General features: G+C 65.9%; 26 protein-coding genes and 1 tRNA gene. 22 read left to right on the top strand and 5 right to left on the bottom strand.

What is annotated here, in order from left to right; translation table 11 throughout:
• Window positions 1-14: 14 nt before the first annotated feature.
• Genes G3572_RS20050 through G3572_RS21940 form a run of 3 tightly spaced genes read left to right on the top strand, consistent with a single transcriptional unit; the run spans window position 15 to window position 2947 of the window.
• Window positions 15-1439, top strand: coding sequence for a TRAP transporter large permease (locus G3572_RS20050; RefSeq protein ID WP_164615209.1), 1425 nt, complete (start codon window positions 15-17; stop codon window positions 1437-1439).
• Complete coding sequence (locus G3572_RS20045) at window positions 1423-2781, top strand: amidase (RefSeq protein WP_164615207.1); 1359 nt, start codon at window positions 1423-1425, stop codon at window positions 2779-2781. Before G3572_RS20050 ends, G3572_RS20045 begins: the two co-directional genes overlap by 17 nt.
• 4 nt (window positions 2782-2785) lie before the next feature.
• Complete coding sequence (locus G3572_RS21940) at window positions 2786-2947, top strand: hypothetical protein (protein ID WP_205518832.1); 162 nt, start codon at window positions 2786-2788, stop codon at window positions 2945-2947.
• Window positions 2948-3154: 207 nt separating this feature from the next.
• Here the strand turns inward: G3572_RS21940 and G3572_RS22330 are convergent, their stop codons facing one another.
• Entirely contained in the window at window positions 3155-3289 is a 135-nt protein-coding gene (locus G3572_RS22330; protein WP_275897806.1) for a hypothetical protein, read from the bottom strand.
• A 274-nt stretch (window positions 3290-3563) separates the two neighbouring features.
• Between G3572_RS22330 and G3572_RS20040 the strand changes: the two genes are divergently transcribed.
• Window positions 3564-3743 carry a hypothetical protein gene (locus G3572_RS20040; RefSeq protein ID WP_164615205.1) on the top strand — a complete coding sequence of 60 codons (180 nt, stop codon included), beginning with the start codon at window positions 3564-3566 and terminating at the stop codon, window positions 3741-3743.
• Between the two features lie 476 nt (window positions 3744-4219).
• Here G3572_RS20040 and G3572_RS20035 read toward each other — a convergent pair whose 3' ends face one another.
• Window positions 4220-5086, bottom strand: coding sequence for a hypothetical protein (locus G3572_RS20035; protein WP_164615202.1), 867 nt, complete (start codon window positions 5084-5086; stop codon window positions 4220-4222).
• Window positions 5083-7038, bottom strand: a complete 1956-nt coding sequence (parE, locus tag G3572_RS20030; RefSeq protein WP_164615200.1) for a DNA topoisomerase IV subunit B — start codon at window positions 7036-7038, stop codon at window positions 5083-5085. The genes G3572_RS20035 and parE overlap by 4 nt, the downstream gene beginning before the upstream one ends.
• Before the next feature lie 136 nt (window positions 7039-7174).
• Here parE and G3572_RS20025 point away from each other — a divergent pair, with 136 nt between their 5' ends.
• Entirely contained in the window at window positions 7175-8071 is an 897-nt protein-coding gene (locus G3572_RS20025; protein ID WP_164615198.1) for an NAD-dependent epimerase/dehydratase family protein, read from the top strand.
• Window positions 8072-8243: 172 nt separating this feature from the next.
• On the opposite strand, the gene G3572_RS20020 is transcribed toward G3572_RS20025, so the two are convergent.
• Window positions 8244-8900 (bottom strand): glutathione S-transferase family protein, encoded by a 657-nt coding sequence (locus G3572_RS20020; RefSeq protein ID WP_164615196.1) that lies wholly within the window; start codon window positions 8898-8900, stop codon window positions 8244-8246.
• A gap of 242 nt (window positions 8901-9142) precedes the next feature.
• Between G3572_RS20020 and G3572_RS20015 the strand changes: the two genes are divergently transcribed.
• The 7 genes from G3572_RS20015 to G3572_RS19985 all read left to right on the top strand — a co-directional run bounded on the left by G3572_RS20015 (window position 9143) and on the right by G3572_RS19985 (window position 15621).
• Window positions 9143-9799, top strand: a complete 657-nt coding sequence (locus G3572_RS20015) for a DUF1007 family protein (protein ID WP_164615194.1) — start codon at window positions 9143-9145, stop codon at window positions 9797-9799.
• The gene (locus G3572_RS20010; protein WP_240335657.1) at window positions 9784-10764 is read left to right on the top strand and encodes a nickel/cobalt transporter; all 981 of its coding nucleotides are present in this window, start codon (window positions 9784-9786) and stop codon (window positions 10762-10764) included. Before G3572_RS20015 ends, G3572_RS20010 begins: the two co-directional genes overlap by 16 nt.
• A 39-nt stretch (window positions 10765-10803) precedes the next feature.
• Entirely contained in the window at window positions 10804-12186 is a 1383-nt protein-coding gene (locus tag G3572_RS20005) for an MATE family efflux transporter (RefSeq protein WP_164615191.1), read from the top strand.
• Window positions 12187-12526: 340 nt separating this feature from the next.
• Window positions 12527-13828 carry a histidinol dehydrogenase gene (gene hisD / locus G3572_RS20000; protein ID WP_164615189.1) on the top strand — a complete coding sequence of 434 codons (1302 nt, stop codon included), beginning with the start codon at window positions 12527-12529 and terminating at the stop codon, window positions 13826-13828.
• Between the two features lie 101 nt (window positions 13829-13929).
• Complete coding sequence (locus tag G3572_RS19995) at window positions 13930-14586, top strand: glutathione S-transferase family protein (RefSeq protein WP_164615187.1); 657 nt, start codon at window positions 13930-13932, stop codon at window positions 14584-14586.
• Between the two features lie 78 nt (window positions 14587-14664).
• Entirely contained in the window at window positions 14665-15144 is a 480-nt protein-coding gene (locus G3572_RS19990) for a UPF0262 family protein (RefSeq protein WP_164615185.1), read from the top strand.
• A gap of 3 nt (window positions 15145-15147) precedes the next feature.
• Window positions 15148-15621: an arsenate-mycothiol transferase ArsC gene (locus G3572_RS19985; protein ID WP_164615183.1), complete on the top strand. Its 474-nt coding sequence runs from the start codon at window positions 15148-15150 to the stop codon at window positions 15619-15621.
• Here G3572_RS19985 and G3572_RS19980 read toward each other — a convergent pair.
• A complete protein-coding gene (locus G3572_RS19980; protein WP_164615181.1) occupies window positions 15618-16025 on the bottom strand; it encodes a winged helix-turn-helix transcriptional regulator in 408 nt (135 codons plus the stop codon). The two genes, G3572_RS19985 and G3572_RS19980, sit on opposite strands and share 4 nt — an antisense overlap.
• 95 nt (window positions 16026-16120) lie before the next feature.
• Here G3572_RS19980 and G3572_RS19975 point away from each other — a divergent pair, with 95 nt between their 5' ends.
• The 10 genes from G3572_RS19975 to G3572_RS21935 form a co-directional block, all read left to right on the top strand.
• Window positions 16121-16963: an NAD(P)H-binding protein gene (locus G3572_RS19975; RefSeq protein ID WP_164615179.1), complete on the top strand. Its 843-nt coding sequence runs from the start codon at window positions 16121-16123 to the stop codon at window positions 16961-16963.
• Window positions 16964-17089: 126 nt separating this feature from the next.
• Complete coding sequence (locus G3572_RS19970) at window positions 17090-17500, top strand: ketosteroid isomerase-related protein (RefSeq protein WP_164615177.1); 411 nt, start codon at window positions 17090-17092, stop codon at window positions 17498-17500.
• Complete coding sequence (locus G3572_RS19965) at window positions 17497-18105, top strand: GNAT family N-acetyltransferase (RefSeq protein ID WP_164615175.1); 609 nt, start codon at window positions 17497-17499, stop codon at window positions 18103-18105. The genes G3572_RS19970 and G3572_RS19965 overlap by 4 nt, the downstream gene beginning before the upstream one ends.
• Window positions 18102-18971 carry a carbon-nitrogen hydrolase family protein gene (locus tag G3572_RS19960; protein ID WP_354004074.1) on the top strand — a complete coding sequence of 290 codons (870 nt, stop codon included), beginning with the start codon at window positions 18102-18104 and terminating at the stop codon, window positions 18969-18971. The genes G3572_RS19965 and G3572_RS19960 overlap by 4 nt, the downstream gene beginning before the upstream one ends.
• A gap of 189 nt (window positions 18972-19160) precedes the next feature.
• Window positions 19161-19379: a translation initiation factor IF-1 gene (gene infA / locus G3572_RS19955; RefSeq protein ID WP_054005112.1), complete on the top strand. Its 219-nt coding sequence runs from the start codon at window positions 19161-19163 to the stop codon at window positions 19377-19379.
• 1 nt (window position 19380) lies between these two features.
• Complete coding sequence (locus G3572_RS19950) at window positions 19381-19956, top strand: Maf family protein (RefSeq protein WP_164615173.1); 576 nt, start codon at window positions 19381-19383, stop codon at window positions 19954-19956.
• A complete protein-coding gene (locus G3572_RS19945) occupies window positions 19953-21002 on the top strand; it encodes a ribonuclease E/G (protein WP_164615171.1) in 1050 nt (349 codons plus the stop codon). Before G3572_RS19950 ends, G3572_RS19945 begins: the two co-directional genes overlap by 4 nt.
• Window positions 20999-21178, top strand: coding sequence for a DNA gyrase inhibitor YacG (locus tag G3572_RS19940; RefSeq protein WP_164615169.1), 180 nt, complete (start codon window positions 20999-21001; stop codon window positions 21176-21178). Before G3572_RS19945 ends, G3572_RS19940 begins: the two co-directional genes overlap by 4 nt.
• A gap of 492 nt (window positions 21179-21670) precedes the next feature.
• Window positions 21671-21746 (top strand) — tRNA-Phe (locus G3572_RS19935).
• Between the two features lie 224 nt (window positions 21747-21970).
• Window positions 21971-22247 (top strand): hypothetical protein (locus tag G3572_RS21935; RefSeq protein ID WP_205518831.1); only part of this gene is annotated, 277 nt, incomplete at its 3' end.

Genomic DNA, 22247 nt, shown 5'->3' with positions numbered 1-22247 from the left:
CGGAGTTCGCAAAAGTGACCGACCCGCAAATCGCCCTCATGATGTTGGGCATCTTCATTGCCTTTGTCTTTCTGGGCTTTCCGATTGCCTTCACCCTCATGGCCTTGGGGATCGGCTTTGGGTATTACGCTTATTTCGACCCGAGCCGGATGTGGCGCGCCTACAACCGACTGGCCGAAGACGCCAGCTGGTGGGACAGCACCAGTCTGTGGATAGAGGGGTTCTACAACAACCGTATCTTCGATTTGTTCGTGAACCAGACCTACACGGTGATCTCGAACGAGGTTCTGACCGCGATCCCGCTATTCCTGTTCATGGGCTATATCGTGGAACGCGCCAATATCGTGGACAAGCTGTTTGGCACGCTGGCGATTGCCACCCGTAACATTCCCGGCTCTATGGGCGTTGCTGCACTGGTGACATGCGCGCTGTTTGCCACCGCCACGGGCATCGTCGGCGCGGTGGTGACACTGATGGGCCTGCTGGCGCTGCCGCAGATGCTCAGGGCGCGCTATGACCACTCTTTCGCAACGGGGATCATCTGCGCGGGCGGAACGCTTGGCATCCTCATTCCGCCTTCGATCATGCTCATCGTCTATGCGGCGTCTTCGGGTGTGTCGATCGTGCGGCTTTACGCCGGGGCCTTGCTGCCGGGCTTCACGCTTGTCGGGCTTTACCTGATCTACATCATCGGGCGGTCGATCCTGAACCCCCAGCTGGCCCCGAAGCCGACCAAGGAGGAGATGCCCGAGGTCCCGTTCATGAAGCTGGCCTGGATGCTGGCGACCAGCTTCCTGCCATTGGCCCTTCTGATATTTTCGGTTCTGGGGTCCATCCTGTTCGGTCTGGCCACCCCGACCGAAGCCGCGTCGATCGGTGCTCTCGGCGGCATCGTGCTGGCTGTCGCCTACCGCGCCATGACGTTCCAGCGTCTGCGCGAAAGCGTCTACCTGACGGTGCGCACCACGGCGATGGTCTGCTGGCTCTTCGTCGGCTCCTACACCTTCTCGGCGGTGTTCAGCTACCTGGGCGGCGAGCATGTGATCGCGGAATTCGTGCAGGGTCTTGATCTGACGCCCTTCCAGTTCCTGATCATGGCGCAGCTGATCATCTTCCTGCTGGGCTGGCCGCTGGAATGGTCCGAGATCATCATCATCTTCGTGCCGATCTTCCTGCCGCTGCTGCCTGTGTTCGGGATCGACCCGCTGTTCTTCGGCGTGCTTGTCGCGCTGAACCTGCAGACCAGCTTCCTGACCCCGCCCATGGCGATGAGCGCCTATTATCTCAAGGGGGTTGCGCCGCCGCAGGTCAAGCTGACCGCCATCTTCAAGGGGGTTCTGCCCTATTGCGGTATGGTCATCATCTGTATGGGGCTGCTCTATACCTTCCCGCAGATCGTGTTTGCGCTTCCGGAGGCATTCTATGGGCCTTCGCGCTGATCAGGGCGAGGCGCTGCTGGCGTTGGATGCGGTCACCCTGCGGGACCGGCTCGCTTCGGGTGCGGTGCGTGCGGTGGAACTGGTCGAGGCTTGCCTCGCCCGGATCGCCGCCCGCGAGCCCGAGGTTCAGGCCTGGGCCTGGCTGGATGGTGATCATGCGCTGGAGCAGGCCCGCGCCCTGGACAAGCGCCGGCTCGCAGGCATGCCGATTGGTCCCTTGCACGGGCTTCCGGTCGGTCTGAAGGATATCATCGACACCAAGGGTATTCCGACCGCCAATGGCACCCCGATAGACGCGGGGCGGGTTCCGTCCGAGGATGCTTGGCTGGTCAGCCGCCTGCGGGCCTCGGGCGCGATTGTCATGGGCAAGACTGTGACGACGGAATGTGCCTTCATGCATCCGGGCAAGACGCGCAACCCGCATAACCCCGGCCATACGCCGGGCGGGTCGAGCCAAGGCTCTGCCGCCGCCGTTGCGGCAGGCATGGTTCCCTTGGCCATCGGAACACAGACCGGCGGGTCGGTGATCCGCCCCGCCAGCTTTTGCGGCGTGGTCGGCTTCAAGCCCAGCTTCGGGCTGATCCCGCGCACCGGCGTGCTGATGCAGTCGCCGTTTCTGGATACGATCGGGGTCTTCGGCAAATCGGTCGAGGATTGCGCCCTGCTGGCCGAGGTGCTGACGGGCCATGACCCGGCCGATGCCGCGACCGCTCCGGTGCCGGTGCCGCGACTTCTCGACGTGGCGATGGCCAAGGCCCCCGTCACCCCGGCCTTTGCCCTTGTGCGTCTGCCCGAGCAGGATCAGGCAGAGCCTGAAATGCTGGATGCGATGGCAGAACTGGCTGCGACCCTGCCGGATTGCTTCGAGGTGCCGCTGGCAGGGTTCGAGGGTCTGGCCGCCGCGCGTCAGGCCATCAACTTCGCCGAGATGGCCAAATGTTACTTCGGGCTGGAGCGGCGGGGGCGGGATCTGATGTCGGCCCCGCTGCGGGCCGCGCTGGACGAGGGCAAGGCGGTGCTGGCGCGCGACTATATCGCGGCGCAGGACTGGCGGGTGGTGATGAATGCCGCGCTGGATCAGGTGTTCGAGCGCTGCGATGCCCTCCTCTGTCCCGCTGCCTGCGGACCTGCGCCGGCGGGGCTCGACTCCACCGGCTCGCCCGTGTTCAACGGGCTGTGGACGCTGGCCGGGGTGCCTGCGATCACGCTGCCGCTGTTCACCGCCGGGAACGGCCTGCCGATGGGCGTGCAGCTTGTGGGGCGGCGCGGCGATGATGCCCGGCTGCTGCGGACCGCGCGCTGGTTGACCCAGCATATCCTCTCGCCGAATGAAGGGACCTGATCCGATGAACAATATCCTGGCCGTGCTGGCCTTCGCGATTTTCGTGGCCTTTCTGGGCATCCTTGTGTGGAAGGTGCAGCGGGTGGACCTGATGGTGGTCATCGGGTTCACGGTGGCGCTGGCGGGGTGGGACCTGCTGCAGACGATGCGCGGCAATCGCGGCTGAGCCTGCGGGCGCGGGCTCCCCTGTGTTACACGGGGGGAGTCGCAATGAATTCAACAGCTTGACCCTGCGGGATTCAGGGTTTGTTAAGGATTTCGCCGACTGAGGCGCGGCAGGGGCGCATCGCCCCGCCATCGCACCGCGCACCGGCACGGACCTTGCGGCCTCGGCCAATGCGCGGTGATAAGGCGGAGGCAACCCCGCCCCGCGCTATTGCTTGACGCGCTTGCCCGCGATGGTGGTGCCATCCTTGGACAGGCCCGCATTGGCGGTGGCCAGCACCTTGACGACCTCTTTCTTGGGCTTCTTGGCTTCCTTGTTGCCCTTGTTCTTCTCTTTTCCCATGGCTTTCCCTTTCGTGCCGAGGTTCCCGCCAGCCCATGCCGGAGGGATCGCTGCACATCGGCCCTGCGAGGGCGCGACAGGCATCAGGGGTGCACCCGCAGAGGCGGGGCGGAGCCTGTAGGGAAAGGATGGGGCTTTGGCCGCCCGTTGGCAAGGGCGCGCCGTGCCATCGCGCGGATCGCGACCGGTTTCACCGTCATGGCCTGTGTTCACGCGGGCTGTTGGGGCAGGCCGCAAAAGCGGCTATGCTGGCCCGAGGCTTGCGGGAGGCGACATGCTGTTCATCGGACGGATCATCGCGGCGATTGTTCTGGGCTGGTTTCTGGGGGTCGCGGTGGCCTGGCCCTTCATGATGATGCACGACTCGCCCGGCCCCTTGCCCGCGCTGACCATCCCCTTTGCGGTGCCGCTGGTCTATGCGCTGTCGTTTCTGGTGGTGAAACGGGGCGGGTGAGGGGCGGCGGGCAGCGCGCTGCGAAAGCGGTCCGGCGGACTGTTTCAGTACCCCATCGATGGCGCGACAGGTTCAGACGGAGCCTTGTCTTCCTTGCAGGCGGCAAGCGAGAGCAGAACGGCGAGGATGAGGGCGGTTTTCTGTGTCATGGGGTCCTCCTGCAGTAGGATACGGCAGGCGGGGGCGGAAGTTTCAAGGGAATTGGTGGGAGGGGCTTGCCGGAGGGTGGTTGAGCCAATCGGTGGTGGGGTGGAAGCGTGCAGGCATCAGGGGTGCCCCGGTGGTTGGGGCGGAGCCTGTGGGGTCAAGATGGGGGGGGAGGGAAGGCAAGGTGAACCGGCTTTGAAAGCAGTCCAGTGGAGTGTTTTCACGGTGAACGCCCGAGCACGCCTGCGAGGGCCGTTTCGTTGGCCAAGCGCACTTTTTTAACCTGTCCCCAAGGTGCAGCGATGGGGAGCAAATCTGACGGAGCAGGGTTACTTTAAAAATAATTCTAAAATCGCAGCTAGGGCTAGCACAAAAGTCAAAAATAGAGTTAATTTATTATTACGTTCAGAGCGATGCTGCTTTCGATTGTCGGTTTCATATGCAGAAATAGTTGCTAGAGATTTTGCATTCAACGTATATCTGCCGTTAGGCTCGTGACTTAGCTCTCCGGTGCTTACGAGAGAGTCCAAGATGAATTTTAATTCTGCTAGATGCCTGCTATGATCTGAGAGGCTCCAAGCACGCCATGTAGCGATTACAGTGAAAAGTTCAATGTGTGAGAATTCGCTTCCCAACGAGCGAACTCGCTGAGATTTTAAATCTCGTCGTTTCCATTCAACAATTTCAATTAGTATATTCATTCTTTCAGGAGTAAAGTCGAAACGATATTTGAACCACCAGCGAGAAATTACTTCTGTGCAATCCATCCAAAAGTGAAGGTGAAATAACTCACCCCAAAGATACCGCCATACTGATGAATACGCGATCGATTTAGTGCCATAGATCCTATTGAACTCGACATTAAAATTTCCTATCGTTTCGAATGGCAGAGACATGTTTCCCTCGATCCATGATACACCTTTGCTAGGTGACTGTGGTTCTGAAAGATCGAATCCGATTGGATAGTCTTTAACCTTTGAGAAACCCAACCCTGAAAGACCTTTCCAACTAGGCCGTTCACAAACAAGGAAGCTCTCAAAGCAGGGGTCGTCAACAAAACGCAAATAAAGTGAGCAAAAGTTCCATTTGCAACCAGCAGAATTATCTAGTGCGTAAGTTTGCGGAATTCTATTTCTTGTGGCGAGCCAAGCTGCAAATATGAATGCAATTTTCTTAAAAAACCCGATCTCACTCACACATCCAACTCCTCCACAAACCGCGCATTCTCCTGAATATACTGGAAGCGCAGTTCCGGCTTTTTGCCCATCAGGCGTTCGACCAGATCGCCGGTCATGCCGGGTTCGTCCTCGTCGATGCTGACGCGGATCAGCTTGCGCGAGGCCGGGTCCATCGTGGTTTCCTTCAGGTCTTTCGCGTCCATCTCGCCCAGACCCTTGAAGCGCTGCACGTCGATCTTGCCCTTGCCGCCGAGGCCCTTGGCAAGCCAGAGGTCTTTTTCCGCCTCGTCCGCCACATACATGCGGCGCGGGCCTTGCGTCAGGCGGTAGAGCGGCGGGCAGGCGAGATACAGGTGCCCCTTGTCGATCAGCGGGCGCATCTGGGTGAAGAAGAAGGTCATCAGAAGGCTGGCGATATGGGCGCCGTCGACGTCGGCGTCTGTCATGATGATGATCTTGTCATAGCGCAGGTCATCGACGTTGAACTTGGTGCCCATCTGGACGCCGAGCGCCTCGCAGATATCGCGGATTTCGGAGTTGTCGTTGAGTTTGCTCGACGCCGCGCCCAGCACGTTGAGGATCTTGCCCTTGAGCGGCAAGAGCGCCTGCGTCTCGCGTGACCGCGCGCCCTTGGCCGAGCCGCCCGCCGAGTCGCCCTCGACGATGAACAGTTCGGTGCCTTCGCGGTTTTTCGCGGTGCAATCGGTGAGTTTGCCCGGCAGGCGCAGTTTCTTGGTTGCGGATTTGCGGGCGGTTTCCTTTTCCATCCGGCGGCGCAGGCGTTCTTCGGCGCGCAGGATCAGGAAATCGAGGATCGCGCCCGCCGATTTCGGGTCGGCGGCGAGCCAGGTGTCGAAGTGGTCGCGCACGGCGAGTTCGACATAGCGGGCGGCCTCTTCGGTGGCGAGGCGGTCCTTGGTCTGGCCGACGAATTGCGGCTCGCGGATGAAGCAGGAGACGAGGGCGCAGCCGCCGGTCAGGAGGTCGTCGCGGGTGATCTGGTCGGCCTTGCGGTTCTTGACCCGCTCGCCATAGGCGCGGATGCCCTTGATGATCGCGGCCCAGAAGCCGGATTCATGGGTGCCGCCTTCGGGGGTGGGGACGGTGTTGCAGTAGGACTGGATGAAGCCGTCACGCGCGGGCGTCCAGTTGATCGCCCATTCGACCGAGCCGGGGACGTTGAATTTCTCGGTGAAGCCGACCTTGCCCGCGAAGGGGCGGTCGGCATAGGTGGTGGTTTTGGCCAGCGTGTCGCTGAGGTAATCGGCAAGGCCGCCGGGGAAGTGGAAAGTGGCCTCGAGCGGGGTCTCGCCATCGTTGACGGTGGTTTTCCAGCGGATCTCGACGCCCGAGAAGAGATAGGCCTTGGACCGCGCCGCCTTCATGATGCGGGCGGGCTTGAGGGTGAGGGAGCCGAAGATCTCGGGGTCGGGGTGGAAGGTCACGCTGGTGCCGCGCCGGTTGGGGGCGGGGCCGACCTTGGCGACGGGGCCTTGCGGGATGCCGCGGGAAAACTCCTGCACGAAAAGCTCGCGGTTGCGGGCCACCTCGACGCGCATGTGGTCTGACAGCGCGTTGACGACAGAGGCGCCGACGCCGTGCAGGCCGCCCGAGGTGGCATAGGCATCGCCGCCGAACTTGCCGCCCGCGTGGAGGGTGCAGAGGATGACCTCCAGCGCGGATTTGCCGGGGAACTTGGGGTGCGGATCGACGGGGATGCCGCGGCCATTGTCGCGGATGGTGACGGTGTTGCCGTCTTGGAGTTCGATCTCGATCCGGGTGGCGTGACCGGCGACGGCCTCGTCCATCGCGTTGTCGAGGATTTCGGCGACAAGGTGGTGCAGCGCGCGTTCATCGGTGCCGCCGATATACATGCCGGGCCGCTTGCGCACCGGCTCCAGCCCTTCGAGCACCTCGATGGAAGCGGCGTTGTAGGCAGGGGTGGCGGCGGAAAGGAGGTCACTGGCCATGTCATGCTCGATTCTTGTTCTGGGTCAGGGCTGGGGCGCATTAGATCACCTGCGGGGCAGGGGGCGCAAGATGTTGGGCCATTGTCAGGGCGGTGTGGCTGCCCTAGGTCTGGGAATCTGGAACGGAGGACAGAAGATGCGGGTGTTTTTCACGGGCGGATCGGGCAAGGCGGGCAAACATGTGATCCCCTATCTGGTGGGGCAGGGGCATAGGGTGCTCAACTTCGACAAGGTGCCGCTGGGGGGGCAGGGCGTGCATGACCTGATCGGCGATATCACCGATGCGGGGCAGGTCTATTCGGCGATGCATTCCCACGCGGGCTATGACGAGCTGGAAACCGGGAAGGGCGCGCGCGCCTTTGACGCGGTGGTGCATTTCGCCGCGATCCCGCGGATGATGATGTGCCCGGACACCGAGACCTGGCGGGTGAATGTCGTCGGCACCTACAACGTGATCGAGGCGGCGGTGAAGCTGGGCATCGCCAAGGTGATCATCGCTTCCTCCGAGACGACCTATGGCATCTGCTTTGCCGACGGGGTGACCGACCCGCACAGGCTGCCGCTGACCGAAGACTATGACATCGACCCGATGGACACCTATGGCACGTCGAAGAAGGTGAACGAGGTGACGGCGCGCAGCTTTGCGCAGCGCTCGGGCGCCGACATCTACGCATTGCGGATCGGCAATGTGGTGGAGCCGCATGAATATGAAACGCTGTTCCCCCGCTACTTTGCCCATCCGGAGATGCGGCGCAGGAATGCGTTCAATTATGTCGACGCCCGCGATCTGGGGCAGATCGTGGACCTGTGCCTGAAGAAGGACGGGCTGGGCTATCAGGTCTTCAACGCCTGCAACTCGACCAACGGGATGAACATCCCCAACGCCGACCTGCTGGCCCGCTTCTTCCCCGGCGTGCCGGTGACGGAAGACCTGGGGCCGTGGGACAGCCTGATGTCGAACCGCAAGATCCGCGAGGTGCTGGGCTTTCGGGACCAGCATGACTGGCGGGCGGTTCTGCCGGACCACGGGTAATCTGACAGAGCGGCTACGCCGCATTGTTTTTGTCTCGTCGCGCGGCTGCACCGCGTCTCCTCGGGGCGCGCTCCGCGCGGGAGTATTTGGGAAAGCAGCAAGACAAGGCGTGTTTGCATTGCTGCTTTCGAAATACTCCGGGGGGAGCGCGCAGCGCGGGGGGCTGGCCCCCCTACTCGGGTTCCGCTGCGCGCCGGTTCCAGACGGTCTGGAAGGCGGGTCGGGCCTGGGCGGCGGCGAGCCAGCGGGCGGTGTTCGGGTGGTCTGCCAGCAAGGGCTGGTAGGTCTGGCCGTAACGCAGGCATTCGGCCACCATGATATCGGCGGCAGTGAAGCGGTTCATCAACCAGTCGCGGCTGGTGAGATGCTTTTCCAGCCGGGCCAGCGGGCGTCTGAGCTTTTCGGCGGCGAGGCGGATGATGCCCTGGCCGGTCGGGGTCTCTGCCTGTCCGTCGCGGGTGGTGTAGAGGATTTCGATGGCGGCGGGTTCTACCGCCGTGGCCGCGAAGAGCGCCCATTGTTCCATCTCAGACGCCTCGTCATCCGAGGCGGGGCCGAGGGGTCCGCCGTATTTGCGGGCGATGTGCAGGCAGATTGCCAGCGATTCGGTGAGCAGCAGCGCCCCGTCGCGCATGGCGGGCACCTGCCCCAGCGGGTTGATGGCAAGGTATTCGGGCATGGCGGTGTTCAGCGGCGCGCCGGGGCCTGCGGGGCCGGTCAGGCGATAGGCCTGGATCACCGGAACATGGGTGAAGGGGGCCTCGCATTCTTCGAGCACCCAGAGCGGGCGGATCGCGCGGGATCGGTAGACGCCGTAGATTGTCAGCATGGCTTTGTCCTTTCTGGGCTGGGCGGATAGCAGCACGCCGCCGCGTCCTCGGCAAGGGTGGAGTCGGGCAGCGTTGCCGGGGCGGTGCGGGGCATCTGGCCCCTGACGCCGGCGTCGTCGCGGCGGGGGACCAAGGGGCGCGCAAGGGCTCTGGCGCCGGTTTGGCAGATCGCTGCTGATGCGGCGTTTTGGGTGGCTTGCGGGCATGGCGGCGGGCGGCGCTTTGGGCTAGGCTCCGGCCCATGCGATGGGGTTTTGCGGCAATGTTGGGAGGTCTGGTGGCGCTGCCTGTGGCGGTGTCGGCGCATCCCCATGTGTTCATCGATGCCACCATCGAGGTGATCTTCGATGCCGAGGGGCGGGCCGAGGCGCTGCGGATCGGCTGGCGGTACGATTCCCTGTTCTCGATGACCTATGTGGCCGAGCAGGGGTATGACCCCGATTTTGACGGCGTGTTGACAGCCGAGGAAGAGGCGGCGCTGGCCGGTTTCGACATGGGGTGGCATGAGGATTTCGCGGGGGACACCTATGCGCTTCTGGGCGAGGCGCCCTTGGCGCTGTCAGGCCCGCTGGAGCCGACGGCGGCCTATGTGGATGGCAGTCTGAGGTCCACCCATCTGCGGCGTCTGGCGGCGCCGGTGGCGCTGGGTGCGGAGGAGTTGGTGGTGCAGGTCTATGATCCGTCCTTCTACACCTCCTATCTGATCGCGGAGACGCCTGTGCTGACCGGAGGGGAAGGCTGCCGTGTGCAGGTTTACGAGCCGGACCGCGAGGCGGCGGATGCGCGGCTTCAGGCGGCGCTGGATGAACTCGCCGGGTCGGCGGATGCCGAGAGCGAGTTTCCGGCGATCGGGGCGGCCTATGCCGAGGAGGCGCGGATTTCATGCGGGGGGGAATGACGGCTTTGGCGCGCGGTCTGGCTTTGGCGGGCCTGGCGGTGGCCCTGGCTCTGGCGCTCTCGTGGGCCGGCGGGTGGCTGGAGCCTCTGGCGGTCTGGGCGGCGGGACAGCAGCGCGCGGTGCAGGAGGCCTTGGCCGCGGCGGTGCGGGCCTTGCGTGCGGGCGAGCCGGGGGCGTGGTCGGCGCTGCTGGCAGTGTGCTTTTCCTACGGCTTCTTCCATGCGGTCGGGCCGGGGCATGGCAAGGCGGTGATCGGCGGCTATGGCATGGCGCGGCGCGTGCGCCTGCCGGTGCTGGCCGGGTTGGCGCTGGCCTCGTCCTTGGCGCAGGCGGCGGTGGCGGTGGCGCTGGTGGCGGGCGGGGCGTTTCTGCTGGGCTGGACGCGGCCGCGGATGGAGGGCTTTGCCGAGGCCGCGATGGTTCCGCTCTCGCATGCTCTGGTGGCGGGTCTGGGGCTTTGGCTGGTGTGGCGCGGGCTGCGCGGACTGGTGGCGCAGGGGCGGGCGGCCACGGCGGCGACGGGGGCTGTGCGGCATGACGCGCCTCATGGCCACAGCCACGACGGGCACGGCCACGATCCCCATGCGCATGTGGACGGCGGGGCTTGCGGCTGCGGCCATGCGCATGGGCCGAGCGCGGCGCAGGTGGCCGGGGTGGCTTCCGCCCGCGATGCGGCCTTGCTGGTCGGGGCGATTGCCTTGCGGCCCTGTTCGGGGGCCTTGTTCCTCTTGATCCTGACCTTTGCGATGGGGATCGGCTGGGCCGGGGTGGCGGGCACCTTTGCGATGGGGCTGGGCACTGCGGCGGTGACGATCGTGGTGGCGGGTCTGGCGTTCTGGGCGCGCGAGGGGGCCTTTGCCGCGCTGCCCGGGGCGGGTCTCGCGCGGGTGTTGCCGGGGGTGGAGGTGGTGGCGGGGGCGCTGATTGCGGCGGTGTCGCTGCTGCTGCTGGCGGGGTCACTCTGAGGCTTGCCTCGGCACGGGGCGCGGCGTATCGCTTTGTGCATGAAAAATGATCGCTTTTCCCCCGCTCCGGCACAGACCGTGCCGGATCACGTCCGTGCGACGCTTTCGCTGGGGTTGCCGCTGATCGGCAGCCATGTGGCGCAGTTCGGGCTGCATGTGACCGATACCATCATGCTGGGCTGGTACGGGGTGGTGCCGCTGGCGGCGGGGGTGCTGGCGGCATCGAGCTTTTTCGTGCTGTTCATCCTCGGGTCCGGTTTTGCCAAGGCGGTGATGCCGATGGTGGCCAATGCGCAGGCGCAGGGCGACGAGGTGCAGGTGCGCCGGGTGGCGCGGATGGGGCTGTGGCTGTCGATCCTGTTCGGGGTGCTGATCTATCCGGTGTTCTGGTGGTCGGAGCCGATCCTGCTGGCGCTGGGGCAGGCGGCGGATGTCTCGGCGCTGGGGCAGGACTATCTGCGGATCGCGGGGCTGGGCATGATTCCGGCGCTGCTGGTCATGGTGCTCAAGAGCTATCTGTCGGCGCTGGAGCGCACGCAGGTGGTGCTGTGGATCACGGTGGCGGCGGTGCCGCTGAATGCGGCGATCAACTGGGCGCTGATCTTTGGCAACTGGGGCGCGCCGGAACTGGGCGTGCGGGGGGCGGCGATTGCGACGGTGATCATTCAGCTGCTGTCCTTGCTGTTCCTGTGCCTTTACGCGGGGTTGTTGCCGGGGTTGCGGCGGTATCAGCTGTTCATCCGGTTCTGGCGGCCCGACTGGGGTGCCTTTGCGGCGGTGTTCCGGCTGGGCTGGCCGATGGGGCTGACGGGGCTGGCCGAGAGCGGGCTGTTTCAGGCGAGCGCCCTGATGATGGGCTGGATCGGCACGGTGGAACTGGCCGCGCACGGGATTGCGCTGGAGATCACCGCGCTGACCTTCATGGTGCATGTGGGGCTGTCGAATGCGGTGACGGTGCGCACGGGCCGCTTTGCCGGCGCGGGGGATCATGCGGCGATGCGGCTGGGGGCCAAGGTGGCGATCGGGCTGTCGCTGGCGGTGGCGGGGCTGACGGTGGTGCTGTTCCTGACGCTGCCCGAGCCGCTGATTTCGGTGTTTCTCGACCCTGCCGAGCCGGCACGGGCGACGATCCTGCTGGTTGGCACCGCGCTTCTGGCCTGTGCGGCGCTGTTCCAGCTGGCCGATTCGATGCAGGTGATGGCGCTGGGCCTGCTGGCGGGCGTGCAGGACACGCGGGTGCCGATGATCTATGCCGCGATCAGCTATTGGCTGATCGGGATGCCGGCGAGCTATGTGCTGGCCTTCCCGCTGGGGCTTGGCGCGGTGGGGCTGTGGCTGGGGCTGGTGATCGGGCTGGCTTGCGCGGCGGTGAGCCTGATGGCGCGGTTCTGGGCGCGGTTGCCGGCAGCGCCTGCGGTCTGAGGGCGGAGGGGGGCGCTGCCCCCCGCGCTTCGCGCCCCCCCGGAGTATTTCGAAAGCAGCAATGCAGGGGGCGGGCTGGGCGGGCCTTGGCCTCTGGGGCTTGTGCGGTCTTGGGGCGCGGTGAGGGAGTCCGGCCGTGGTGCGGCGGGGTTGGCGGCGGGCGCGGGCCGGGGGGCTGCGGGGCGGGAGCGGCGGGCGGGGTGCGATGGCAACCGGCGGGCGGCGGGCGGCTGGGCACTTCGGCGGTGAGGGGTGATGGGCAGGCGGCAATCGCAATTGGCGGGTTGAGGGGGGGGCGGGGGCGCGCTATCTGGGGCGAAAGCTTGCGAGGGATGCGCCGATGCCTGAGTTCTTGACCGTGACCGATGCGGATTTCGAGGCGCGCTTTGCCGCGCTTTTGGGAATGAAGCGCGAGGAGGCGGAGGATGTGGATGCGGCGGTGGCCGCGATCCTTGCCGATGTGCGTGCGCGCGGCGATGCGGCGGTGCTGGAATTGACCGCGCGCTATGACCGGCTGACGCTGGATGCGGCAGGGATGGCGTTCTCGCCAGCCGAGATTGCCGCCGAGATTGCCAAGGTTTCTGCCGAGGACCGCGCGGCGCTGGAACTGGCGGCGGAGCGGATCCGCGCCTATCACGCGCGGCAGCGGCCCGAGGATGCAAGCTGGGTGGATGCGGCGGGGGCGCGGCTGGGCTGGCGCTGGACCCCGGTTTCGGCGGCGGGGCTCTATGTGCCGGGGGGGCTCGCCTCTTACCCGTCAAGCGTGCTGATGAATGCGATTCCGGCCAAGGTTGCGGGCGTGGGGCGGCTGGTGGTGACTTGCCCGACGCCGGGGGGCGTGGTCAACCCGCTGGTGCTGCTGGCGGCGCAGATTTCGGGTGTGGACGAGATTTACCGCATCGGCGGCGCGCAGGCGATTGCGGCGCTGGCCTATGGCACCGAGACCATTGCGCCGGTGGACAAGATCACCGGTCCGGGCAATGCCTATGTGGCGGCGGCCAAGCGGCGGGTGTTCGGCCGCGTGGGGATCGACATGATCGCGGGGCCGTCGGAGATTCTGGTGATCGCCGATGCGGGCAATGATCCGGACTGGATCGCGCTGGACCTGTTGAGCCAGGCCGAGCATGACCAGAGCGCGCAGGCGCTGCTGATCACCACCGATGCCGCGCTGGGCCGCGCGGTGGCGGAGGCGGTGGTGCGGCGGCTGGAGACGCTGGAGCGGCGCGAGATTGCAGGCGCGAGCTGGCGCGACAATGGCGCGGTGATCGTGGTGGAGACGCTGGCGCAGGCGGCGGCGCTGGCCAACCGGATTGCGCCCGAGCATCTGGAGATCATGGTGGAGGATGCCGAGGCGCTGGCCGATGCCATTCCGCATGCGGGGGCGATCTTCCTCGGGCCTTGGACGCCGGAGGCGATCGGCGATTATGTGGGCGGGCCGAACCATGTGCTGCCCACCGCGCGCTCGGCCCGCTTCTCGTCGGGGCTGAATGTGCTGGATTTCATGAAGCGCACCACGATGGCGCGGATGACGCCCGAGGCGCTGAAGGCCATCGGCCCCAGCGCGGAGCGGCTGGCGATCAGCGAGAGCCTCGAGGCGCATGGGCTGAGCGTGCGGGCGCGGCTGGACCGGCTGAACGGGTGAGCGGTCGCGGGCAGGAGACGGCGGGCAGGAGACAGGGGGCAGGTGACAGGGGGCCGGGGCTGCGCCATGATGGTGGCGAGTCGCTGCTGCGAGGCCCGCCGATGCCCTGCATCCTCTATTATTCGCGCAACCCCAACCCGCGCCTTGCGGTTGCGGTGGCCCGCCATGTGCGCGTGCCTGTCACCTTCGAATGGTGCGCGCCCTTCGATCCGGCAGAGCGGGCGCGCTTTCTGGCGCTGAACCCTTGGGGGCGCATTCCGATTCTGGTGGAGGACGGGCGGGCGCTGTGGGAGGCGGATGCGATTGCCTGCCGCCTGTCGCAGAGGGCGGGGTCGGCGTTCTGGCGGACGGGCGCGGCGCTGCCCGACATGATCCGCTGGATCAGCTGGGGCAAGGAGACCTTCGTGCGGGCCTGCGACATGGTGCATTTCGAGCGCGGCACCAAGCAACGCTACGGGCTTGGTCCGGTGGACCCTGCCCTGATCGCGGAGGGGTTGGCGCTGTTTCACGAGGCGGCGGCCCTGCTGGAGGCGGAACTGGCCGGGCGGGACTGGCTGATGGCGGACGGGCTGAGCTATGCCGATTTCCGCATGGCGACGTTCCTGCCGTTCAATGACGTGGCAGGTCTGCCGCTGGCGGAGTATCCGCATCTGTCGGCTTGGGCGGCGCGGTTGCAGGCGCTGCCGTTCTGGGCCGATCCCTTTGGCGGGCTGGATGCGCCGGCGTTGCCGCCCGTGGCGGGGGAGGCCGCGCCCTAGCGGTGCGGGTGCGCTTCGGGCTTGCGCCATGCGCGCGGCTCGGGCATCACCTCGGTATCCACGAGCAAGGCCCTGCCCATGACGAACCGCATTTGCCATATCGAGATCGATGACCGGGGGCTGGCGCGCCCGACGGCGGAGATCGAGCAGGAACGCCGTGTGGCGATCTTCGATCTGCTGGAAGAGAATTCCTTTGCCCTCCCCGCGCGCGAGGACCGGCCGGTGCCGCCGGGGCCCTACCGGCTTGGCCTTGCGATCCGCGACGGGCGGCTGGTGTTCGAGATCGGGTCCGAGGCCGGAGAGCCGGTGGGCGCCTTCCATCTGTCGCTGGGGCCGTTCCGGCAGGTGGTGAAGGATTACTTCCAGATCTGCGAGAGCTATTTCGAGGCGGTGAAACGCCTGCCGCCCAGCCAGATCGAGGCGATCGACATGGCGCGGCGCGGGATTCACAACGAAGGGGCGCGGGTGCTGCAGGAGCGGCTGGAGGGCAAGGCCGAGGTGGATACCGATACGGCGCGGCGGCTGTTCACGCTGATCTGCGTTCTGCACTGGGGGTAGGGCTTGGCTGATTTCCCCCAGTCGGTTCTGTTCTGCTGCGACCATAATGCGGTGCGCTCTCCTATGGCCGAGGCCATGATGAAGAAGTTCTACGGCCAGCGCGCCTATGTGCAATCGGCCGGGGTGCGCAATGACATGGAGGTGGACGGCTTCTCGGTGGCAGTCAGCCGTGAATGGGGGATCGAGCTGTCGCGGCACCGCAGCCGCAGTTTCGAGGAAATGAAGGAATGGGGGGATGATCTGTCGCAATTCGACCTGATCATCGCGCTGTCGCCTGCCAGCCAGCGCATGGCGCTGGAGTTGACGCGGCATTTCCATCTGGATGTCGAGTATTGGCCGATCCTTGACCCGACGGGCCTTGGCGAATCGCGTGAAAGCAAGCTTTCCGCCTATCGGCAGGCGCGCGACCAGATCCGCGACCGTATGGTGGGCCGCTTTGGCGCGCCGACCGAGGAGGGCGCGGCGGAGGCCGGCTAGGACGCGGCGGCGGCGGTCCCGCCTGCACCCTGCGGGCCAAGGATGCGCGGCAGGCTCGCCTCGATCCAGGCGGTGAGGGCCAGCACATGGCCCGCCGCTTCGGTGCCGAGCGGGGTCAGGCTGTAGCTGACATGCGGCGGCACCACATCGCGCGCGACGCGCAGCACAAAGCCGTCCGCTTCAAGCTGTTGCAGGGTCTGGGCCAGCATCCGCTCGCTTACCCCGTTGATGCGGCGGCGCAACTGCGCAAACCGGTGCGGGCCGGTGGCGAGCGTGACCATCACCAGCGCCCCCCATTTGCTGGTCAGGTGCTGGAGGATGGCGCGAGACGGGCAATCGGCGGCCAGAACATTGCCGCGCTCCCATTGGCCGATCAGGTGTTGTGCGGTGGTGGAGGGGGTCATCTGCGCCTCTGCGGTATACTTACAAAAATGTAGGTACTTACGGATCGGAAGTGAAGGCTCTATCTGCAAGACATCGCAAACAGAAGGAGCCCGTCATGACCACCATCGCCGTCACCGGAGCCAGCGGCCAGCTCGGCCGCCTTGCCCTCGCCGCCCTTGCCGCACGCGGCCTTGCGCCGGTCGCCCTTGCCCGCAGCCCGGGGAAACTGGCGGGCCTCGGGCTGGAGGTGCGGGCCTTCGACTACACCGCGCCCGATGTCGCGGCGCTCGCAGGGGTGGAGGTGCTGGTGCTGATCTCGTCGAGCGATTTCAACGACCGTGCGGGCCAGCATGCCCGCGTGATCCGCGCGGCGCAGGCGGCAGGGGTGGGGCGGGTGATCTACACCTCCATCCTCAAGGGCGATGCCTCGCCGATGCTGCTGGCGCAGGATCACATCGCGACCGAGGCGGCGCTGAAGGCCTCGGGGCTGACCTGCACGATCCTGCGCAACGGCTGGTATCTCGAGAACCTCACCGGCTCCATCGGTCCGGCGCTGGCGCACGGGGCGGTGATCGGCGCGGCGGGGGAGGGGCGGTTCTCTGCCGCCGCCCGTGCCGATTTTGCCGAGGCAATTGCGGTCACCGCCGCGACAGGGGGCCATGAGGATGCGGTTTATGAACTGGCGGGCGACAGCGCCTTCAGCATGGCGGAGTTTGCCGCCGAACTGGGCCGCCAGACCGGCAAGCCGATGCGCTATGACAGCCTGCCCGAGGCAAGCTATGCCGAGATCCTGATCGGGTTCGGCCTGCCCGAAGGCTTTGCCCGCGTGCTTGCCGACAGCGATGCATGGGCCGCCAAGGGGGCCTTGCAGGATGACAGCGGCACCCTGTCGCGGCTGATCGGCCGCCCCACCACGCCGGCGGCCGAGGCGATCGCGCAGGCACTTGCCGCTTTGTGAGGCTTGCTGCTTTCCAAATACTCCGGGGGGGCGGGGGGGCTGGCCCCCCCGTCTTGCCCGGCAAAAGGGGCCTAGGCATCCGTCGCAAAGCCGTTATCGTGCGGGCAAAACAGCGGAGCCTTGTCGATGTCCAGAACTGATGCCGAATCCCTTCTTGCCGCCTATTACGCCGCCTTCAACGCCGGCAATCCTGCCGGGATGCTGGCGCTTGTCACCGGCGATGTAGAGCATCGGGTGAACGAGGGCGGCATCCGGCGCGGGCGCGAGAAGTTTGCCGAATTCTGCGCGCATATGGGCGTCAGCTATCGCGAGGAATTGCGCGATCTGGTGGTTTTCGCCAGCGAGGACGGCACCCGCGGCGCGGCGGAATTCACGGTGCATGGCGAATATCTGCAGACCGATCCCGGCCTGCCCGAGGCGCGGGGCCAGCGCTATGTGCTGCCTGCGGGCGCGTTCTTTGACCTGCGCGAGGGGAAGATCGCGCGGATCACCACGTTCTACAACCTGTCGGACTGGGTTGCACAGGTGTCGGCATGACCCGCGCGGCGCTGCCCGAGGGCATCGCGGTGCGCGCCCTGCAGGGGGCGGAACTGGAGGCGCAGCTTGATGCGGTGGCGGGCCTGCGCATCGCGGTGTTCCGCGACTGGCCCTACCTTTACGACGGCACGCTGGAGTACGAGCGCGATTATCTGCAGACCTATCGCGACTCCGCCCATGCGCTGCTGGTCGGGGCCTTTGACGGGGATCGGCTGATCGGGGCCTCGACCTCGACCCCGATGGAGGATCATGCCGAGGAATTCGCCGCGCCGCTGGCGGGGCTGGGCCTGCCGCTGAGCGCGATCCTGTATGGTGCCGAATCGGTGGTGCTGCCCGAGTATCGCGGCTTTGGTCTGGGGCATCGCTTCTTCGACCTGCGCGAGGATCATGCCCGTGCGCTGGGGCGCAGCCATGTGGCCTTTTGCTCGGTGCAGCGGCCCGACGGGCATCCGGCCCGTCCGGCAGAGGCGCGCAGCAACGATGCCTTCTGGCGGGGGCGGGGCTATGCGCCGCTGCCCGGGATGTTGGCCGAGTTTTCATGGCGTGACGTGGGGGATGAGGTGGAGACCAGAAAACCGCTGCAATTCTGGATGCGCGCGCTGTGAGCGGGTTCGGTCTGGCCGCCGCCGCCTATGATCTGACGTGGTTCGACCATTTCGACGATCACGCCGCCAAGCTGGGCGCCTGGGTGGCCGATGCGGCGGGGCAGGGGGCCAAGCTGCTGGTCTTTCCCGAATATGGCTCGATGGAACTCTCCAGCCTTGGCGGGCGGGCGGTGGCGGGGGATCTGGAAGCCGCGCTGCACGAGGTGTCGCGGCATGGCGCGGCAACCGATGCGCTGCATCTGGAACTGGCGCGGCGGCATGATTGCCTGATCCTCGGGGCGTCGCGGCCGTTCTTTGCAGGCGCGCGCCCGGTGAACCGCGCCACGCTCTATGGGCCCGACGGGATCATCGGACATCAGGACAAGCAGATCATGACGCGGTTCGAGCGGGAAGAGTGGGATGTGGTGGCAGGGCGCGGCCTTGCGCCGTTTGACACAGATCTGGGGCGGATCGGGGTGATCATCTGCTATGACAGCGAGTTTCCGCTGCTGGCGCGGCATCTGGTAGAGCAGGGGGCCGAGGTGTTGCTGGCCCCGTCCTGCACCGACAGTCTGGCCGGGTTCACGCGGGTGCGGATCGGGGCAATGGCGCGGGCCCTCGAAAACCAATGCGTTGTCGCGCAATCGCCCACGGTGGGCTTGTGCGATTTCTGCCCGGCGGTGGATGAAAACGTGGGCTCCGGCGCGATCTATGGCCCGCCCGATCTTGGCTTTCCGCCCACCGGCATTCTGGCGGAAACGCCGCTGAACGCGCCGGGCTGGGCCTTGGCCGGGGTCAGCCTTGCGGCGATCCGCGAGGTGCGGCGTAACGGGCGCGTGCTGAACCACCTGCACTGGGACGAACAGGGGGCGCGGCTGGCGCGGTGATCTGCCCCGGGGGCTCTTCCGCCCTTACGGGCGTCATCGCGCTGGCCGTAGTCCGGGCCAGCGAAGAGGCCTGTAAAGGCCGATGAGCGCGCCCTCGGGGCAGAATCCTCTTGAAAACCCAGAGAATCGGGCGCATATGCCCCGCCTATGGCCTGCGGTTCCCGCGGGCTCATATTTATTGGAGTGACCATGGCCAAGGAAGACATTCTCGAATTCCCCGGTGTCGTCAAGGAACTCCTGCCGAATGCGACATTCAAGGTTGAACTCGACAATGGCCATGAATTGATCGCGGTGATGGCAGGCAAGATGCGCAAGAACCGCATCCGCGTTCTGGCTGGCGACAAGGTGCAGGTGGAAATGACCCCCTACGACCTGTCGAAGGGCCGTATCAACTATCGTTTCAAGTAAATTGCGGCTGATCCTCGGATCGGGAAGCCCGCGCCGGAAGGAGCTTCTGGCGCAGATCGGGCTTCTCCCTGATGCCATCCTGCCCCCCGACATCAACGAAGACCCGCACCCGCGAGAATTGCCGCGCCCCTATTGCGCGCGGCTGGCGCGGGAAAAGGCGCTGGCCGTGGAGGCAGATGCCGATGACGTGGTGATCTGTGCCGATACCACGGTGGCGCTGGGCCGCCGGATTCTGGGCAAGCCTGCCGATGCCGGAGAGGCGGCGGCATTCCTCACATTGCTGGGCGGGCGGCGCCATGAGGTGATCACGGCGGTGGCCGTGCGGCGCGGCGGGCGCATCCTGACGCGCGAGTCGGTGAGCACGGTCAAGATGAAGCGGCTGTCGGATGCCGAGCTGAATGCCTATCTTGCCAGCGGTGACTGGCAGGGCAAGGCGGGCGGCTATGGCATCCAAGGGCTTGCGGGCGCGCTGATCCCGTGGATTCAGGGCAGTTATACCGGGATCATGGGGTTGCCGGTGGCGGAAACCGCGGTGTTGCTGGAGGCCATCGGCTATCCGGTCTGGAGGCAGGCATGAAGGGTCGTGTGGTGATCGCCGACGAGATCGGCGGGCGGCAGGTGGCGGCGCTGGTGGTGGACGGGCAGCTCGAAGAGCTGTCGGTGGACCCCGAAGGTGATGCGGTGCTGCCCGGTGCCATCTACCGCGCGATTGCCGACCGCCCCGTGAAGGGGCAGGGCGGCATTTTCGTCAAACTGCCCGGCGGGTCGGGCTTTTTGCGCCAGATCAGCGGCATCGCGCCCGGCCAGCGGCTTCTGGTGCAGGTGTCGGGGCCTGCCGAGGCCGGAAAAGCCCTGCCGGTGACCACGCGGCTTTTGTTCAAGTCGCGCTTTGCCATCGTGACCCCGGATGCGCCGGGGCTGAACATCAGCCGCCGTATCCGCGACGAGGATCTGCGCGCCGATCTGGCCGATCTTGCGGGCGCGGGCATGGCGGGGGCGGCGGCCAATCTGGGCCTGATCCTGCGCTCGGCCTGTGCCGAGGCCGAAGAGGACGCGGTTGCCGAGGATATCGCCGCGATGCGTGGCCTTGCCGAGGCGGTTCTGGCCGATACGCAAGGCGAGGCGGAATTGCTGGTCGATGGCGCGGGCGCGCATGACATTGCGTTCCGCGACTGGCTGGACCCTGCGCCAGACGAGGCGGTGATGGAACCCGGCGGTTTTGCAGCGCATGGCGTCGACGCGATGGTCGAGGCGCTTTTGCTGCCGCGTGTCGACCTGACGGGGGGCGGGCATATGATGATAGAGCCGACCCGCGCGCTTGTGGCGGTGGATGTGAACACCGGACCCGACACCAGCCCTGCCGCCAGCCTGAAGGTGAATATCGCCGCCGCCCGCGATCTGCCGCGCCAGTTGCGGCTGCGCGGCCTTGGCGGGCAGGTGGTGGTGGATTTCGCGCCGATGTCGAAGAAGGACCGCGCCATCCTCGATCAGGTGATCAAGGCCGCGTTCAAGGGTGATGGCGAGGCCAATCTGGCCGGATGGACGACGCTCGGTCTTTACGAGCTGACGCGCAAGCGCGACCGCCTGCCGCTGGCCGAGGTGGCGCGGGAGCTGTTCGCATGAGCTGCCCGATCTGCCTCAAGCCGACCGATGCGAAATACCGCCCCTTCTGCTCGCGCCGCTGCGCCGATGTCGATCTGGCCCGCTGGCTGAACGAAAGCTATGCGATCCCCGCGCCCGAGGGCGAGGAGGAGACCCCGCGCGCTGCCGGTGACGAAGACGGCCCCCTGCGCGACTGAAGGGGCGCGGCGCGGGCTTTGCGCGGCGGGGGCGCCTTCCTGCGCCGCCGACCCGTCTGTTTGCCGGAGCGGGTCAGGGAACGGATGGGCCCCGCGCCGGCGGCCCCGGATGCTTGGCAGCCTGCAAGCGCCCCTTGACGGGCAAGATCCCGGCGCGTCCTTCGGCCTTTTGGCCTGCTTAAAGAGGTGGGCTCTGGCAACGGCGCAGTCTGGCGACAGCGTGACGGAGCGCCGCTTCCCTTTCCCGCCTCTGGCGTCTGACCAAAAGTCTCCGTCCGCCACCAAGGCGCGGGCCGTAAAGGAGACCCGTGTTTGCCTTCGGCTGCGCGGCGCACCCCCTTTGCAACAGGATGAAGACCCACTTGGCGGTGGCCGTTCCGGACAGCCCGAAACAAAAGTTGCCTGCCACCAGATTTTTCCCGCGACCCTCTGGACAGTCCCGCAACCCTCGTCTATTCAGCCGCTACCAAGCGAGAGATCGTTTGATACGGTGCCCAGATAGCTCAGTTGGTAGAGCAGCGGATTGAAAATCCGCGTGTCGCTGGTTCGATTCCGGCTCTGGGCACCATCTTTTTCAATTTAAAATCGGCAGATGGAAATCAGGGCGCATCGTGCTGTGTCCAGTGCCATCCTGCTTGTTGATCTGCCGTGGCTTTGCAGGGTCGGTCTATGGCTGCTTGCGCGCGCCTTGGCGTCCTTGGGTGCGTCTTCGGGGCGGGGCGATATTGCGCCCTCGCTGCGACGCCTGCCGTCACGCCGGAGCTGCGCGCGCGGCGAGTCGCGGATCGGGCTGTGTGTCGGTCGATTCCCCTGTTTCGAGGGCGAAGGAGCGCGATTCAGGGCATCCGGCAGGCGACGGGCGGCTTCCGGCATCCGCCGCGCGAAGATTTTTCAGCGATTTTCGCCAAGGAAACTTGGGTGTTTTCAAGAAAGTGCGTGCGGGCTCAACTTTTCTGCTTGCGTGTTTATTTTCTTGGACCTAAACAGCGCCTCACCGAAGCGGAAGTGATGCGGGAACGCGGAACGAAGCGGTTGGTGCGGTGGCGGAAGCTGCTGTTGACATCTGAAG

Origin of the sequence: Pseudotabrizicola algicola, from assembly GCF_010915705.1 — a bacterium.
Classification (GTDB): Bacteria; Pseudomonadota; Alphaproteobacteria; order Rhodobacterales; family Rhodobacteraceae; genus Pseudotabrizicola; species Pseudotabrizicola algicola.
The sequence above is the reverse complement of the archived record's forward strand: the minus strand, read 5'-3'. Positions and strand labels throughout refer to the sequence as shown.

What these genes read in the sequence shown, in the direction of transcription:
- G3572_RS19970 (WP_164615177.1), top strand. Translation starts at nt 17,090, where the DNA reads ATGTCCAGAACTGATGCCGAATCCCTTCTTGCCGCCTATTACGCCGCC.
- G3572_RS19990 (WP_164615185.1), top strand. Translation starts at nt 14,665, where the DNA reads ATGACGAACCGCATTTGCCATATCGAGATCGATGACCGGGGGCTGGCG.
- hisD (WP_164615189.1), top strand. Translation starts at nt 12,527, where the DNA reads ATGCCTGAGTTCTTGACCGTGACCGATGCGGATTTCGAGGCGCGCTTT.
- G3572_RS22330 (WP_275897806.1), bottom strand. Translation starts at nt 3,289, where the DNA reads ATGGGAAAAGAGAAGAACAAGGGCAACAAGGAAGCCAAGAAGCCCAAG.
- G3572_RS20040 (WP_164615205.1), top strand. Translation starts at nt 3,564, where the DNA reads ATGCTGTTCATCGGACGGATCATCGCGGCGATTGTTCTGGGCTGGTTT.
- G3572_RS21940 (WP_205518832.1), top strand. Translation starts at nt 2,786, where the DNA reads ATGAACAATATCCTGGCCGTGCTGGCCTTCGCGATTTTCGTGGCCTTT.
- G3572_RS20005 (WP_164615191.1), top strand. Translation starts at nt 10,804, where the DNA reads ATGAAAAATGATCGCTTTTCCCCCGCTCCGGCACAGACCGTGCCGGAT.
- G3572_RS19980 (WP_164615181.1), bottom strand. Translation starts at nt 16,025, where the DNA reads ATGACCCCCTCCACCACCGCACAACACCTGATCGGCCAATGGGAGCGC.
- G3572_RS19995 (WP_164615187.1), top strand. Translation starts at nt 13,930, where the DNA reads ATGCCCTGCATCCTCTATTATTCGCGCAACCCCAACCCGCGCCTTGCG.
- G3572_RS19940 (WP_164615169.1), top strand. Translation starts at nt 20,999, where the DNA reads ATGAGCTGCCCGATCTGCCTCAAGCCGACCGATGCGAAATACCGCCCC.
- G3572_RS20015 (WP_164615194.1), top strand. Translation starts at nt 9,143, where the DNA reads ATGCGATGGGGTTTTGCGGCAATGTTGGGAGGTCTGGTGGCGCTGCCT.
- infA (WP_054005112.1), top strand. Translation starts at nt 19,161, where the DNA reads ATGGCCAAGGAAGACATTCTCGAATTCCCCGGTGTCGTCAAGGAACTC.
- G3572_RS20045 (WP_164615207.1), top strand. Translation starts at nt 1,423, where the DNA reads ATGGGCCTTCGCGCTGATCAGGGCGAGGCGCTGCTGGCGTTGGATGCG.
- G3572_RS19975 (WP_164615179.1), top strand. Translation starts at nt 16,121, where the DNA reads ATGACCACCATCGCCGTCACCGGAGCCAGCGGCCAGCTCGGCCGCCTT.
- G3572_RS19965 (WP_164615175.1), top strand. Translation starts at nt 17,497, where the DNA reads ATGACCCGCGCGGCGCTGCCCGAGGGCATCGCGGTGCGCGCCCTGCAG.
- G3572_RS20010 (WP_240335657.1), top strand. Translation starts at nt 9,784, where the DNA reads ATGCGGGGGGGAATGACGGCTTTGGCGCGCGGTCTGGCTTTGGCGGGC.
- G3572_RS20025 (WP_164615198.1), top strand. Translation starts at nt 7,175, where the DNA reads ATGCGGGTGTTTTTCACGGGCGGATCGGGCAAGGCGGGCAAACATGTG.
- G3572_RS20020 (WP_164615196.1), bottom strand. Translation starts at nt 8,900, where the DNA reads ATGCTGACAATCTACGGCGTCTACCGATCCCGCGCGATCCGCCCGCTC.
- G3572_RS19945 (WP_164615171.1), top strand. Translation starts at nt 19,953, where the DNA reads ATGAAGGGTCGTGTGGTGATCGCCGACGAGATCGGCGGGCGGCAGGTG.
- parE (WP_164615200.1), bottom strand. Translation starts at nt 7,038, where the DNA reads ATGGCCAGTGACCTCCTTTCCGCCGCCACCCCTGCCTACAACGCCGCT.